The organism is Nocardia sp. NPDC050412 (assembly GCF_044458825.1).
Taxonomy (GTDB): Bacteria; Actinomycetota; Actinomycetes; order Mycobacteriales; family Mycobacteriaceae; genus Nocardia.
The window spans coordinates 242,536-255,873 of sequence record NZ_JBITIJ010000001.1 but is presented as its reverse complement, the minus strand read 5'-3'; the positions used below and the strand labels follow the sequence as shown (position 1 = coordinate 255,873).

The window sequence follows — 13,338 nt, the reverse complement described above, 5'->3', positions numbered from 1 at the left end:
ACCCGGTACGCATCAGAAGACTTGCAGCGGAGGGGATTTGGGGAAGGTGATGGGAAGGGCTACCAGGGCACGGTGGAACGGTCCCGGTCGCCATTCCAGTTCCTCGACAGGGACGGCCAGCCGCATTTCGGGTAGGGCATCCAGCAGTTGATCGATCGCGTCCTGTGCTATCAGGCTCGCGATCGAGCGGGCGGGGCAGGCGTGCGGGCCGACGCTCCACGCCAGGTGGGAGCTGTTGTCGGTGTACTCGCCGGTGGTGATCGCGGGATCGTTGTTGCAGCCGGTCATGCTGACGACGACCGGCTGGTGCGCGGGCAACCACGAGCCCTCGATCAAGATCGGCTGCCTCGGGAAGGTGATGCAGTAGTTCGATAGTGGCGGGTCGGTGAACAGCACCTCGTCCAATGCGTCGCGCGTGGACATGGTGCCGCCGAGTATCCCGCCGCCGAACCGGGTGTCGGTCAACATCAGCCGCAGTGTATTGACAATCAGATTCTGGGTCGGTTCCATACCCGCGCCGTACAGGCTCAGCACCTGGTGGATCATCTCCGGGTCGTCGAGCTTCGCCGGATGGGCGAGCAATCCGGAGACTATATCGTCGCCCGGCTGGTCGCGCTTGAGCTGGATCAGCTCGAACATCGAGTCCATGACCATTTTGTTGCCCTCGACGGCGGCATCCGCGCCTTCCATCAATGCGGCCATACCGGCCGCCGCACGCTGGCTGATCTCCTGCGGACAGCCGAGTATTGCGTTGATCACCGCGAAGGCCAGCGGCAATGCGTACTGCCCGACCAGATCCGCCGTGCCTTCCTGACAGAAGGTGTTGATCAGCGGTATGGCGATCTGCTCCACGGTGGTGTGTAAAGCGAACATGTCGACGACACCGAGGCCGGCAACGGTCGCCTCCCGGTAGCGGCTGTGCTCGAGGCCGCTGGAGCGAATCGCCGCCGGACGCCATTCCAGCATCGGCCGCACCGGGCAGTCCTCGGGAACGCCTTGCTGCCAGCTTCGCGAATCGTGCGGAAAATGGTCGGGATCATTGAGGATCTGCAATGCGGTGTAGTAACCGATCACCAGGGTCGCCGGTACACCGGGAGCCAACTCCACCGGCACCAGCGAACCGTATCTCTTCCGCATCTCGCGGTAAGCCTCGTGCGGGTTCGCGGCGAATTCCGCTGAGTAGAGCGAGATTCGGGGTCCGTTGGTATCAATCGGCGAGCCGTGCGGGACAGGGTGGGAGCGAGTGGTGGTTGCCGACTCTGGCGTGGTCAAGAGACGTGACTCCAGTCGTTGTGCAGAAGCGATGAGCATGGTGCGCGACCGCAGACGCATCCGTGCGCCTGCGCAGAGCAGAGCCAGCCTACGTGGGCTGTCCGGTCCGCGCGTACCGAGCGCCCCACCCTTGGCCATACGACATGTGACCGGCATTACAGTAGATAGGGGCGACACGAAGGACACCGATTGAGCACAGCAGCGCACAGCAACCCCTGGGTGGCCGTTCGACCAGAGGACGACCTCGCGCAATTGGCGCGACAGGTGTCCTGTGCGCATCGCTGCTTCATCGAAAGCGACGAGCAGCTGCCGATCGACCCGGTGCGCCCGGTGGTGCTGGATTCCTGGCGGCGCAGCCGCAGCAACGGCGTCGATCCGGATCGCTTCGGCGCCGGTGTCGACCTCGATGGCCTTGAACTGCAACGGTATCGGGCCACGCATCCGACCGCGCTGATTCGACCGGTGGTGCGCAAACTGCTGGTCGAAGATGCCGCTGATGCCGGACTACTCGTCGCGATCAGTGATGCCGAAGGCCGTTTACTGTGGGTGGAGGGCGATTCGAAGGTCAAGGACCGGGCGCTGGCCATGAATTTCATCGAGGGTGCGGACTGGAGCGAGGACCGGGTCGGCACCAATGCGCCCGGCACCGCGCTCGCCCTCGATCACCACGTGCAGATCTTCGGGGCCGAACACTTCAGTCGCGTGGTGCACGAATGGAGTTGTTCCGCTGCGCCCGTACATGATCCGCGCAGTGGCCGGATCATCGGCGCCATCGATATCACCGGCGGACCGCGTGTCGCGGCGCCGGAAGTGTTGTCACTGATTCGCGCGACAGTGTCGGCCGCGGAATCCGAACTGCGACTGCTCATGCTCGACATGCCGAAACCACTCGCGCCGACGGCACGCCTCGAGGCACTGGGCCCGGCCCGGCCGACCCTGATCCGCGATGGTGAGCGCATCCGTCTATCGCCGCGGCATGCCGAAATCCTTTTGCTGCTGGCCAATTTCCCGGAGGGACTGAGCGCCGACCATCTCGCCATGCTGCTCGACGAATCCGAACTGGATCCGGTGACGGTGCGCGCGGAGATGTCGCGGGTGCGAAAGATGTTGGGCGCCAATGGTCTCGGTTCGCGTCCGTATCGGCTGCTGATGGATCTCGATACCGATGTCGACGAGGTTCGGCGCGCTCTCGCCCGCGGCGATACGTCGGCGGCGTTGCGCGCCTATCCCGGCCCGATCCTGCCGCGATCGCTCGCACCGGGCATCGATGACCTGCGCGTCGAGTTGCGCGGACGCCTGCGTGCGGCCCTGCTGACGGCCGGTGACCGCCGCCTACTCGCCCGCTGGACCGGTTCGGTCGATGGCCGCGAGGACGTTGCCGCATGGACCGCCTACCTCTCCTCCCTGGACCGGCAGTCCTCACTGTATGCCCAGGTAAAGACACAATTGCGGCTGCTCGATCGCAAATTGGGCATCTGACCAGTTTTTTGCAACTGTCGTGCAACATGGACGCTTCTAGTGTTCCGGATCACATCTGACGTAGGAAAGTCAGCAGATCGAGGAGCATTCGATGACCGTCTTCGCCCGTCCAGGCACACCCGGCGCCGCCATGTCGTTCCAGACCCGATACGACAACTGGATCGGCGGCGAATGGGTCGCGCCGGTCAAGGGGCAGTACTTCGAAAACCCAACGCCCGTAACCGGTCAGCCATTCTGTGAGGTCGCGCGCGGCACCGCGGAGGATATCGAACTCGCCCTCGATGCCGCGCACGCCGCCGCGCCCGCCTGGGGCAAGACCTCGGTCGCCGAGCGCGCCATCATCCTCAACAAGATCGCCGACCGCATCGAGGAGAACCTGGACGCGATCGCCCTCGCGGAGGCCTGGGACAACGGCAAGCCGATCCGGGAAACCCTGGCCGCCGACATCCCGCTGGCCATCGATCACTTCCGCTACTTCGCCGGCGCCATTCGGGCACAAGAGGGTTCGCTGTCGCAGATCGACGTCGACACCGTCGCCTACCACTTCCACGAGCCGCTCGGTGTGGTCGGCCAGATCATTCCGTGGAACTTCCCGATTCTGATGGCCACCTGGAAGCTCGCGCCCGCACTCGCCGCCGGTAATGCGGTCGTGCTCAAGCCCGCCGAGCAGACCCCCGCCTCGATCATGTTCCTGATCGGCCTGATCGGTGATCTGCTGCCACCCGGTGTGGTCAATATCGTCAATGGTTTCGGTGTCGAGGCGGGTAAGCCGCTGGCTTCCAGCCCCCGGATCAAGAAGATCGCCTTCACGGGTGAGACCACCACCGGGCGCCTGATCATGCAGTACGCCTCGCAGAACCTGATACCGGTCACGCTGGAACTCGGCGGTAAGAGCCCGAATATCTTCTTCAGCGATGTCCTCGCCGCCAATGACGACTTCCAGGACAAGGCACTCGAGGGCTTCACCATGTTCGCGCTGAACCAGGGTGAGGTCTGCACCTGCCCGTCGCGCGCGCTCATCCAGGCCGATATCTACGACGAATTCCTCGCCGCGGCCGTGGTGCGCACCAAGGCTGTGCGCCAGGGGGATCCGCTCGATACCGAAACCATGATCGGCGCACAGGCCAGCAATGATCAGCTCGAAAAGATCCTGTCCTACCTCGAAATCGGCAAGGGTGAGGGCGCGACATTGCTGACCGGAGGCGAGCGCGCCGATCTCGGCGGCGACCTGTCCGGCGGATACTACGTGCAGCCAACGGTTTTCGCGGGCAGCAACTCGATGCGGATATTCCAGGAGGAGATCTTCGGACCCGTTGTCTCGGTGACCTCCTTCGCGGATTACGACGAAGCCATCAAGATCGCCAACGACACCCTCTACGGACTCGGCGCGGGCGTATGGTCGCGCGACGGTTCGGTGGCCTACCGGGCCGGACGCGATATCCAGGCCGGACGCGTGTGGACCAACACCTACCACCAGTACCCGGCGCATGCGGCATTCGGCGGCTACAAGCAGTCCGGTATCGGCCGCGAGAATCACCGCATGATGCTCGACCACTATCAGCAGACGAAGAACCTGCTGGTCGGCTACGCGTCGAAGGCGCAAGGCTTCTTCTGATGGCCGCAGTTCCCCGGCGCGTGCGCGCCACCGCGGCGGCGATGGATCTACTCCGTCGCCTCCGCGGACTGCATGGTCCGTTGATGCTGCACCAGTCCGGTGGCTGCTGTGACGGATCGGCCCCGATGTGTTATCCCGCAGGCGAATTCATCATCGGCGATCACGATGTGCTACTCGGATTGCTCGATCTGCGGTTGCATGTCGATGAGTTACCAGCCACCGCGCCGGAGCCGGCGGATATTGCGCCGGTGTGGATCTCGGGACCTCAGTTCGCTGCCTGGCAGCACACCCAACTCGTCCTCGATGTCGTGCCGGGTCGCGGTTCCGGCTTCAGTCTGGAATCGCCGGAAGGGTTTCGATTCCTCAGTCGTGGAAGGGTTTTCGATGACGACGAGCTAGTTGCGCTCGCCGCGGCCGAGCCGGTGACGGGCGCGGGCTGGGAGCGCGGGGAACGTCCGGCGGTGTCGAGCGAACCACAGGTAGTCGCCGAGGCAGCCGATGCCTGCCCGGTCCCCGGTAGCCGAACGCGGCCGTCGCTCGACAGCTAACTTTTACTGCGAGCCTGCCGTTTCCGGCTCAGACTCCAGTTCGCGGCTCGATCGCCACCAGGTCGAGTACCAAATCCTGGAGCACCCGGCGCGTGGTGTGAGCCTGTGCGATCAACGGTTCGGACGATTCCGTCTCGGCTAGCTCTACCAGCTTGTTGACTACGTGGCAGACCGCAACAAGTCGTCGGATCGCTTGACGTCGCTCGGCGAGATTCATGGTGTCGGTGGCCATATTCACCAGATCGCCGCAACACTCCCGAACCGTTTCGCTCAGGTTTGCTGGATCACCAAGTGGCACATTCAGCAATCGCGACGCAACCGTCGCTCATGCACCGGACTGAAGGGCCACTCGGGCGGCGGCGCGGGCGCTGTCCGGGTCGGAGGTCGACAGGACAGCGGCTGCGGCACGGCGACAGTCTTCCAGGCTGACCGTGGATAGGGCGGCACCCACGGCGGCCACCGCGGCACCGGCAGCGGAGAGCGAGCCGATGCCGAATCCGGTTAAGACACAGGCCAATAGCGGATCAGCGGCGGCTTCGCCGCAGACACCAACGGGCTTGTGCGCAGTCACGCCCGCGGCCGCGGTGCGGGCGACGAGCGCTAGCACCGCGGGTTGCCAGGGGTCGGTGAGTGCGGCGAGGTCGGCGGACATACGATCGGCGGCCATCGTGTATTGGGCGAGGTCGTTGGTGCCGATCGAGAGGAAGTCGACGTGTTCCAGAATGGCCTCGGCCAGTAGGGCGGCGGCGGGGACCTCGATCATGACGCCCGGGACCAGCCCGCGCGCTCGCACCTCGGCGGCGAACGACTTCGCCTCGGCCGCAGTGGAAATCATCGGGGCCATGACCCACGGCGTCGGCGTGCGGTCGGTGGCGGCCTGGGCGATCGCGTCGAGTTGGCGGTCCAGGATTCCGGTGTGGTGGGCCGCGATGCGGATGCCGCGCACGCCGAGTGCCGGGTTCGCCTCGTTGGCATGGTCGGCGAAACGCAGAGGTTTATCCGAACCGGCGTCGAGGGTGCGGATCACCACCTTCGACCCGGCGTAGGCATCGAAGACCTCGCGATAGATCCCGGCCTGTTCGGTAACGCTAGGCTCGGATTCGCGGTCCAGGAAACATAATTCGGTGCGGAACAGGCCGATGCCCTCGGCCGGTTGTGAGCGCGTCGCGCGGGCTCCGGCCCCATCCTGAACGTTGGCGAGAATCTCGACCCGATGCCCGTCGGCGGTCGCGCCCGGACCGGTCCAGGCCGCAGTACGCGATTCCTGCTTGCGGTACTCGGCCACTGCGCGGGCGGCGGTTTCCGGGTCCGGGCCGATGGCGACCTGTCCGGCCGCCCCATCGATCAGCACGTCGACGCCAGCGGGCACATCGTCGAGCCCAGCGATCGCGACCACGCACGGGATGCCGAGTTGCCGGGCGATGATCGCCGTGTGGCTGGTCGGCCCGCCGCGCGAAGTAGCGAGGCCGACAATGAGATTCGGATCCAGACCGGCGGTATCGGCCGGGGCGAGGTCCTCGGCCAGCAGGATCGATGGCCGCGTGGGCGTAGGAATGCCCGGTTCGGGCGCTCCGGCCAATTCGGCGATCACCCTGTCGCATACATCGCGCAGGTCGGTGACGCGTTCGGCCATCAGCCCGCCCAGCTTGGTGAAAACCTCGGCGAATTGATCGGTTGCCGCGGTCGCCGCGACGGCGGCGGGACTGCCCGCGGCGATCAATTTTTCGGCGGCGGCGAGCCAGCCGCGATCGGCAGCCATGGCGGCATTCGCGGCGAGCACCTCCGCGGCCGCGCCGCTCGCACGGGTGGCACGCTCGCGCAAGCGCCGTGCAACCACCGATGTCGCGGCAAGGAAGGCTTCGTATTGGGATGCCCGATCGGACTCGGCGACCGGTTCGGAACGAAGGTCCACGCGGATCCGTGGCGCCGGACGCACGGTGGGCGCGGCGGCGATTCCGGGCACCGCCGGGGTGCCGCGCAATGTCATGGCACTGCGCGCTACCCGCGCGGAACCCGTGGCCTGCGGTGATCCGGACATTCGATTCCTCCTCCACGCCGATGTCGAGTGAGTGCAACCGATACTCAGCTCGGCTCGATGTGATCCAGACTACTCAAATCTCTTGACAAAGCAACACAGACGGGCATAAAACAACATAAACACACATTGCCAATCGGAGGGTCGGATGTACGCAGAGGAGCGCCAGCAGGCCATCGCCGCCCTGGTCGGGCAACGCGGGCGCGTATCGGTCGCCGATCTGTCCGAGCAATACGGGGTCACCACCGAAACCGTGCGCCGGGATCTGGCGGTCCTCGATCGGATGGGACTGATCCGCCGGGTGCACGGCGGTGCGGTGCCCGCGGCGGCGCTCACCGCGATCGAACTCGGAACCACCGAGCGTGAGCACACACGTGCCGCCGAGAAGGACCGCATCGCCAAGGCCGCCCTGGACTATCTGCCACCGACCGGCGGCAGCGTGCTGTTCGATGCCGGGACCACCACCGCGCGGGTGGCAGCCGCCCTGCCCACGGACCGCGAACTCGTCGCCGTCACGAACTCGGTGCCCATCGCGGCCCGGCTCAGTGGATTCGGCGGTGTGCGGTTGCATCTGATCGGCGGTCGGGTGCGAGGTGTCACGCAGGCCGCGGTCGGCGCGGAGGCGCTGCGCGTACTCGGCGAACTGCGGGTCGATGTGGCATTCATCGGGACCAATGCGCTGACCATCGGCCACGGACTGTCCACCCCAGATCCCGATGAGGCGGCGGTCAAGCGCGCCATGATCGCCAGTGCCCACCGGGTCGTAGTGGTCGCTGATGCCACCAAGGTCGGGCGCGAGGATCTGCTGAGCTTCGGCTCGGTCGAGGAGTTCGACGTGCTGGTCACCGATACCGGGCTGCTGCCTTCAGTGCACAACGAACTCACCGAGTACGGCATCGAGGTGGTCACGGCATGATCGTCACGCTCACCGCGAATCCCAGTATCGACCGCACCGTCAGCCTGCCCGATCCATTGCGGCGCGGCGCTGTACACCGTGCCGAGGCCGTGCTGTCGCAGCCCGGCGGCAAGGGCGTCAATGTCTCTCGGGTGATCGCCGCCGCCGGTGTCGAGACCGTTGCTGTGCTGCCCGGCAATGCCGGTGATCCGTTGCTGCGCATGCTCACCGATGCCGATATCGAGCACCGCGCGGTGCCGTGCACCTTCCCGGCGCGCACCAACCTCACCGTCGCCGAACGCGACGGCACCACCACGAAGATCAATGAACCCGGATCATCGCTGTCCGCCGAATGCCTTGCCGCACTGGCGAATCAGCTCGATGAACTCGCCGATAGGGCGAGCTGGGTGGTGCTGTCCGGGTCCTTGCCGCCCGCCGTCCCCACGGACTGGTACGCATATCTGCTGCACCGGCTGCGGGGCACTCGGGTCGCGGTCGACACCTCCGACGCTCCCCTGCTCGCACTGGCCGCCGAGCTGGAATCGGCTGCGCCGCAACTGCTCAAGCCGAATGCCGAAGAGCTGGCCCAGCTCACCCACGGCGACCCCGCCGAACTCGAGGATCCCATCGCCGCGGCTCGCGCGGCGAGCACGCTGGTCGCTCGCGGCGTCGATGCCGTGCTCGCGACACTCGGCGCGGCCGGGGCCGTGCTGGTCACCATGGACGGTGCATGGCATGCCGCCGCACCCGCCATTACCCCGCGCAGCACCGTGGGAGCAGGCGATTCCGCGCTGGCCGGATACCTGCTCGCCGATCTCGATGGGCTGGACGCACCGGATCGGCTGCGCCGCGCCGTCGCCTATGGCAGCGCGGCCGCCGCGCTGCCCGGGACCGGGCTGCCCGGCCCACACCACACCGACCCCCGCGCCGTGGCCGTCACGACGTTGGAATCCCTGCACAGTCGCTGAAGGACACTGCGATGGCCCACTCCCATGATTCGATCATCACCACCGAGCTGATCAGCCTCGATACCGACCTCGGCAGCGCCAAGGAAACGGTCATCGCGACGCTGGCGCAGCGACTCACCGACAATGGACGCGCCACATCTGCCGACGCATTACGTGATGCGGCGCTGGCACGCGAATCGCAATCCGCGACAGGGCTTCCCGGTGGGATTGCGATTCCGCATTGCCGGAATGTGGCCGTGACCAGTGCGTCGCTCGGGTTCGCTCGGTTGGAACCTGCGGTGGATTTCGGTGCTGCCGACGGCCCCGCCGATCTCGTATTCCTCATCGCCGCGCCGGAAGGTGCCGGGGCCGAGCATATGAAGTTGTTGTCGAGTTTGGCTCGGGCGCTTGTTCGGCCGGAGTTCGTGAGTTCGCTGCGGGGTGCCGCGAGCGCTGATGAGGTGGTTTCGCTGGTTACGGATGTGCTTACGCAGAAGCCTGCGATGACGCCCAAAACCCCTGCAGTGGAGTCTGTTTCGAGCGACGCCAGGGTGTCCCGAGCTGCTTCGAACGGTAACGCCGCGAACGCCGCATCCGCGTCCCGAGCGGCTTCGAAAGGCACCACATCCGCACGCGAATCGGATTCGAACAGCACACCTTCGACAGCGGCCGGACGCGGCAGCTCGGACAGCGCGACAACACCTGCGCGCGACGGCGTTTCGGCCGACGCACCGGCCGGGCAAACAATCGTCGCGGTCACGGCTTGTCCGACGGGCATCGCCCACACCTACATGGCCGCCGACTCCCTCGTCGCCGCCGGTGACCGCGCGGGTGTCACGGTGCACGTCGAGACCCAGGGTTCCAGCGGCAGCACCCCGCTGAGGGCCGAAACCATCGCCGCCGCGAGCGCGGTCATCTTCGCCACCGACGTCGGTGTACGCGGTCGGGAACGATTCGCGGGCAAGCCGGTTGTGGAATCCGGAGTCAAACGCGCGATCAACGAGCCCGACACCATGGTCGCCGACGCACTGCGCGCCGCCCTCGACCCCACGGCGGCGACCGTCGCGGGATCGGCACGCAGCGATGGCGATTCAGCACCCGCCACACTCGGCTGGGGTACCCGATTGCGCCAGATCCTGCTCACCGGCGTCAGCTATATGATCCCGTTCGTCGCCGCGGGGGGCTTGCTCATCGCGCTCGGATTCCTGTTCGGCGGCTACGAAATCGCCGACCACGCCAAGAAGATCGTGCTCGACAACTCGCTGACCGCACTACCCGACGGCGGCCTACCGACCTATCTCGGCGCGGTGCTGTTCCAACTGGGTTCGCTCGCGTTCAGCTTCCTGGTACCCGCTCTCGCCGGATATATCGCCTTCGCCATCGCCGACCGACCAGGCCTGGCACCAGGATTCACCGCCGGTGCGGTGGCCGTCTTCGTCGGCGCCGGATTCCTCGGCGGCCTCGTCGGTGGTCTGATCGCCGGATTCGCGGCCCTGTGGGTGGCGAAACTGCCTGCCCCACAATGGGCGCGGGGACTCATGCCGGTCGTGGTCATCCCGCTGTCCGCCTCACTGATTGTCGGCGCGTTGATGTTCATCTTCCTCGGCAAGCCGCTCGCCGCGATCACCAGCGGACTCACCAATTGGCTCAACAGCCTGACCGGCACCTCCGCCCTCGCCCTCGGCGCCATCCTCGGCCTCATGATGTGCTTCGACCTCGGCGGCCCGGTCAACAAGGCCGCGTATTCCTTCGCCGTGGCCGGACTGTCGGTCACTGATCCGGCCTCGCTGCGCATCATGGCGGCCGTCATGGCCGCCGGCATGGTCCCGCCGCTGGCCATGGCGTTGGCCACGGTTCTGCGGCCCCGGCTGTTCACCACGGCCGAACGTGAAAATGGCAAGGCCGCATGGCTTCTCGGTGCCTCCTTCATCTCCGAAGGAGCGATCCCCTTCGCGGCCGCCGATCCGCTGCGCGTGATCCCCTCGATGATGGCCGGTGGCGCGGTCACCGGTGCGCTGATCATGGCGACCGGAACCACGCTCAGCGCACCGCACGGCGGCATCTTCGTCTTCTTCGCGGTCGGCCACATCGTCTGGTTCCTCGCCGCCCTCGTCGCGGGCACCGCCGTCGCCGCCCTCTGCGTCACCGCCGCAAAGGAATTCATCAAGCCACGCACCCCCGCCCTCGCCACCGCCTGAAATCCCCTCTCACCCAAGGAAGAATCCCCATGGCCAGCACCACTGTCACCGTCGCCTCCGCCATCGGCCTGCACGCTCGCCCCGCCAACATCATCGCCGAAACCGTCACCGACTCCGGCGCCGAGGTCACCCTCTCCCTCGTTGGCGGCGACCCCGTAGACGCGGGCTCGGCCCTCATGATCATGACCCTTGGCGCGGCCCACGGCACCGACGTAGTCGTCACCAGCGACGACGCCAACGCCCTCGAGCTCGTAGCTAAACTCGTAGCTACCGACCTCGACGCCTGAACGACCGGTCCGTTGACGCCGATTCCCTTGTCTCATCGGCTGATTCGCGAACCTACGCGCACTCTCCATCGACCTAGGTGCGCGACGGCTCCAGCCGGCACAATCACGTGTGATCGGGCGTGCGGGAACGCGAGGGCGGCAATCGGAATAGGCCCTTCAGCCTGCGCAAGGCCTCGCTGTCCCCGGACGCCGACGCAGCACCGGTCTCGATCGCGTCGGCGAAGGTTCGCCCCTGACTCGTCACGTCGAGGAACGCTTCCTCGCTGATCGTGATAGTCGCATCAGGGTGCTGAGCAGGTCCGTGCAGCGCCTCGATCGTCCCGTCGTCGATCCGGGCATGGAAGATCTCATCGTCGATCCGGAACTCGTACACCGCGCGCAGCCCGGCGGCGACCTCGGCATCGAAGCAGGCCTGTAGGCCGAGCACCGCCCAGCCCGGATGGAACGTCTCGGTCTCGCGGCGTTCACCCATCGCCCACTTCAGGCCCCATCGAGCCAGTCCCAGGATCGGCGGTCCGAGTTCCTCGCCAGCCTCGGTGAGGGCGTACGCGGGGGTTCGGGCGGGCGGTGGGAGCGTGATCTTTTGTGCGAGTCCCTCGCGCTCGAGATGTTTGAGGCGGGCGGCCAGCAGTCCAGTGCCCAAGCCGCGCATGCTGGCCTGCAGGTCGCCGAACCGTTTGGGCCCGGTCAGCAGTTCGCGGATCAACAGCAGCGTCCAGCGCTCGCCGACAAGGTCGAGGGTGCGCGCGGTCGCGCAGTACTGGTTATAGGTTCGCTGGTCCACTTCCTAATTCTAGACTCCACGCTTCCCGTTCTTGGATGAACGAAGGCCAGGACCAACGGCTTGGCGCTCTCGTCAGATTCCAAACTTTAACCCATTGACTTCCTATTCCAGAAGTGCCAAGTTCTTTTACTGGTAGCTAGCGAAGGGAGTTCAATATGACCGAGGCGCTGTACACGGCGGAAGCGCACGTCACTGGGGGAAGGAACGGCCGAGGGCACACATCCGACGGACGGCTGGATCTGGAACTACGGCAGCCCAAAGAGCTGGGCGGAGACGGTGCGGGAGCCAACCCCGAGCAGCTCTTCGCAATCGGCTACGCCGCCTGTTTCGGCACTACACTTGCCCTGCTAGGGCAGCGCGGGAACCTCGAGGCGAACGACGCGGAGATCGACTCATCGGTCTCACTGATCCCAATCGACGGCGGCCGCTTCGAACTCGGCGTCGAACTGCGAATCTCACTGCCCTCGCTCACCGGCGACCAGGCAATCGAACTTGTCGAGACGGCCCACCAGGTCTGCCCGTACTCCAACGCCACGCGCAGCAACATCGACGTGGCACTGGTGGTCAACGGCACCCGGTTGTGACCCCTTCCCCGCTCCTCTCACGATGAGAGAAGCGGGGCATCACAACAGATTCAGTGCAGCCGGTAACAGCCCGTCCAGAATCCGGCGGACCGCGGTTTCAGCGGCTGTTCCCAGGCAGTGGATCAGGAGCCCGTATGCCATTGGTAGCTCACCGCTCGGCCGCTCAGCGGTACATATTCAGTCGAGGACCGCGGTGGCTTCGATCTCGACCAGATGCTCGGGGACATCCAGCGCCGCGACGCCGATCAGCGTGGCCGGCGGCACCGGAGTGACCCCCAGTTTCGCGGTCGCCCGGGAGATTCCCTCCAGGAGCGCGGGCATCTTGTCGGCAGTCCAGTCGACGACATAGAAGGTCAGTTTCGCTACGTCGCCAAAGGAACCGCCGGCCTCGCCCAGCGCGGTGGCGATGTTGAAGTAGCACTGCTCAACCTGCGCGGCGAGGTCGCCCTCGCCGACCGTGCCCCCTTCCGCGTCCCAGGCGACCTGCCCGGCGATGAAGACCAACTTCGAACCCGAGGCGATCGCCACCTGCCGGTAGACATCGATTTTCGGCAGTCCATCGGGATTCTTCAGGGTGATAGCCATGCTGTCCGCCTCCTTGTCCGGGCTCCTGAAGCCCGTGTTCGTCAAACGACCTTTGGTCTCTTGTAGTTACTCAGGAACTGTAGGAGAGTGTGCGTTGACATGGAAGAAC

Annotated in this window: 13 protein-coding genes; 8 read left to right on the top strand and 5 right to left on the bottom strand. The window is 65.9% G+C overall.

Annotated elements, in window-relative coordinates; all coding sequences use genetic code 11:
* Nucleotides 1-12: 12 nt before the first annotated feature.
* On the bottom strand, nt 13-1,272 hold the full coding sequence (locus tag ACIBI6_RS01170) for a cytochrome P450 (RefSeq protein WP_396954955.1): 1,260 nt from the start codon (nt 1,270-1,272) through the stop codon (nt 13-15).
* Nucleotides 1,273-1,461: 189 nt separating this feature from the next.
* Between ACIBI6_RS01170 and ACIBI6_RS01165 the strand changes: the two genes are divergently transcribed.
* The 3 genes from ACIBI6_RS01165 to ACIBI6_RS01155 all read left to right on the top strand — a co-directional run bounded on the left by ACIBI6_RS01165 (nt 1,462) and on the right by ACIBI6_RS01155 (nt 4,914).
* Nucleotides 1,462-2,751 carry a transcriptional regulator gene (locus ACIBI6_RS01165; protein ID WP_396954954.1) on the top strand — a complete coding sequence of 430 codons (1,290 nt, stop codon included), beginning with the start codon at nt 1,462-1,464 and terminating at the stop codon, nt 2,749-2,751.
* Nucleotides 2,752-2,842: 91 nt separating this feature from the next.
* Nucleotides 2,843-4,366, top strand: a complete 1,524-nt coding sequence (gene adh / locus ACIBI6_RS01160) for an aldehyde dehydrogenase (RefSeq protein WP_396954953.1) — start codon at nt 2,843-2,845, stop codon at nt 4,364-4,366.
* Nucleotides 4,366-4,914: a DUF779 domain-containing protein gene (locus tag ACIBI6_RS01155; protein WP_364349945.1), complete on the top strand. Its 549-nt coding sequence runs from the start codon at nt 4,366-4,368 to the stop codon at nt 4,912-4,914. Before adh ends, ACIBI6_RS01155 begins: the two co-directional genes overlap by 1 nt.
* Before the next feature lie 28 nt (nt 4,915-4,942).
* Here the strand turns inward: ACIBI6_RS01155 and ACIBI6_RS01150 are convergent, their stop codons facing one another.
* Together ACIBI6_RS01150 and ACIBI6_RS01145 are read right to left on the bottom strand one after the other, a co-directional pair.
* Complete coding sequence (locus ACIBI6_RS01150) at nt 4,943-5,152, bottom strand: hypothetical protein (protein ID WP_387287959.1); 210 nt, start codon at nt 5,150-5,152, stop codon at nt 4,943-4,945.
* An 87-nt stretch (nt 5,153-5,239) separates the two neighbouring features.
* The gene (locus ACIBI6_RS01145) at nt 5,240-6,952 is read right to left on the bottom strand and encodes a phosphoenolpyruvate--protein phosphotransferase (protein WP_396954952.1); all 1,713 of its coding nucleotides are present in this window, start codon (nt 6,950-6,952) and stop codon (nt 5,240-5,242) included.
* Nucleotides 6,953-7,097: 145 nt separating this feature from the next.
* On the opposite strand from ACIBI6_RS01145, the gene ACIBI6_RS01140 reads away from it, so the two are divergent.
* Genes ACIBI6_RS01140 through ACIBI6_RS01125 form a run of 4 tightly spaced genes read left to right on the top strand, consistent with a single transcriptional unit; the run spans nt 7,098 to nt 11,276 of the window.
* The gene (locus ACIBI6_RS01140; protein WP_364349936.1) at nt 7,098-7,865 is read left to right on the top strand and encodes a DeoR/GlpR family DNA-binding transcription regulator; all 768 of its coding nucleotides are present in this window, start codon (nt 7,098-7,100) and stop codon (nt 7,863-7,865) included.
* On the top strand, nt 7,862-8,812 hold the full coding sequence (locus ACIBI6_RS01135) for a 1-phosphofructokinase family hexose kinase (protein WP_364349933.1): 951 nt from the start codon (nt 7,862-7,864) through the stop codon (nt 8,810-8,812). Before ACIBI6_RS01140 ends, ACIBI6_RS01135 begins: the two co-directional genes overlap by 4 nt.
* Nucleotides 8,813-8,823: 11 nt before the next feature.
* Nucleotides 8,824-10,989 carry a fructose-specific PTS transporter subunit EIIC gene (locus tag ACIBI6_RS01130; protein WP_396954950.1) on the top strand — a complete coding sequence of 722 codons (2,166 nt, stop codon included), beginning with the start codon at nt 8,824-8,826 and terminating at the stop codon, nt 10,987-10,989.
* A 29-nt stretch (nt 10,990-11,018) separates the two neighbouring features.
* A complete protein-coding gene (locus ACIBI6_RS01125; RefSeq protein ID WP_364349927.1) occupies nt 11,019-11,276 on the top strand; it encodes an HPr family phosphocarrier protein in 258 nt (85 codons plus the stop codon).
* A 103-nt stretch (nt 11,277-11,379) separates the two neighbouring features.
* On the opposite strand, the gene ACIBI6_RS01120 is transcribed toward ACIBI6_RS01125, so the two are convergent.
* Nucleotides 11,380-12,060 (bottom strand): winged helix-turn-helix transcriptional regulator, encoded by a 681-nt coding sequence (locus tag ACIBI6_RS01120; protein WP_364349924.1) that lies wholly within the window; start codon nt 12,058-12,060, stop codon nt 11,380-11,382.
* A 155-nt stretch (nt 12,061-12,215) separates the two neighbouring features.
* Here ACIBI6_RS01120 and ACIBI6_RS01115 point away from each other — a divergent pair, with 155 nt between their 5' ends.
* Nucleotides 12,216-12,644 carry an organic hydroperoxide resistance protein gene (locus ACIBI6_RS01115; protein WP_396954949.1) on the top strand — a complete coding sequence of 143 codons (429 nt, stop codon included), beginning with the start codon at nt 12,216-12,218 and terminating at the stop codon, nt 12,642-12,644.
* Between the two features lie 177 nt (nt 12,645-12,821).
* On the opposite strand, the gene ACIBI6_RS01110 is transcribed toward ACIBI6_RS01115, so the two are convergent.
* Entirely contained in the window at nt 12,822-13,229 is a 408-nt protein-coding gene (locus ACIBI6_RS01110; protein WP_396955247.1) for a RidA family protein, read from the bottom strand.
* Between the last annotated feature and the right edge of the window lie 109 nt (nt 13,230-13,338).

Excerpts from the sequence above, each read along its gene's own strand:
- adh (WP_396954953.1), top strand. The coding sequence starts at position 2,843 with ATGACCGTCTTCGCCCGTCCAGGCACACCCGGCGCCGCCATGTCGTTC.
- ACIBI6_RS01155 (WP_364349945.1), top strand. The coding sequence starts at position 4,366 with ATGGCCGCAGTTCCCCGGCGCGTGCGCGCCACCGCGGCGGCGATGGAT.
- ACIBI6_RS01145 (WP_396954952.1), bottom strand. The coding sequence starts at position 6,952 with ATGTCCGGATCACCGCAGGCCACGGGTTCCGCGCGGGTAGCGCGCAGT.
- ACIBI6_RS01140 (WP_364349936.1), top strand. The coding sequence starts at position 7,098 with ATGTACGCAGAGGAGCGCCAGCAGGCCATCGCCGCCCTGGTCGGGCAA.
- ACIBI6_RS01135 (WP_364349933.1), top strand. The coding sequence starts at position 7,862 with ATGATCGTCACGCTCACCGCGAATCCCAGTATCGACCGCACCGTCAGC.
- ACIBI6_RS01130 (WP_396954950.1), top strand. The coding sequence starts at position 8,824 with ATGGCCCACTCCCATGATTCGATCATCACCACCGAGCTGATCAGCCTC.
- ACIBI6_RS01125 (WP_364349927.1), top strand. The coding sequence starts at position 11,019 with ATGGCCAGCACCACTGTCACCGTCGCCTCCGCCATCGGCCTGCACGCT.
- ACIBI6_RS01115 (WP_396954949.1), top strand. The coding sequence starts at position 12,216 with ATGACCGAGGCGCTGTACACGGCGGAAGCGCACGTCACTGGGGGAAGG.
- ACIBI6_RS01110 (WP_396955247.1), bottom strand. The coding sequence starts at position 13,229 with ATGGCTATCACCCTGAAGAATCCCGATGGACTGCCGAAAATCGATGTC.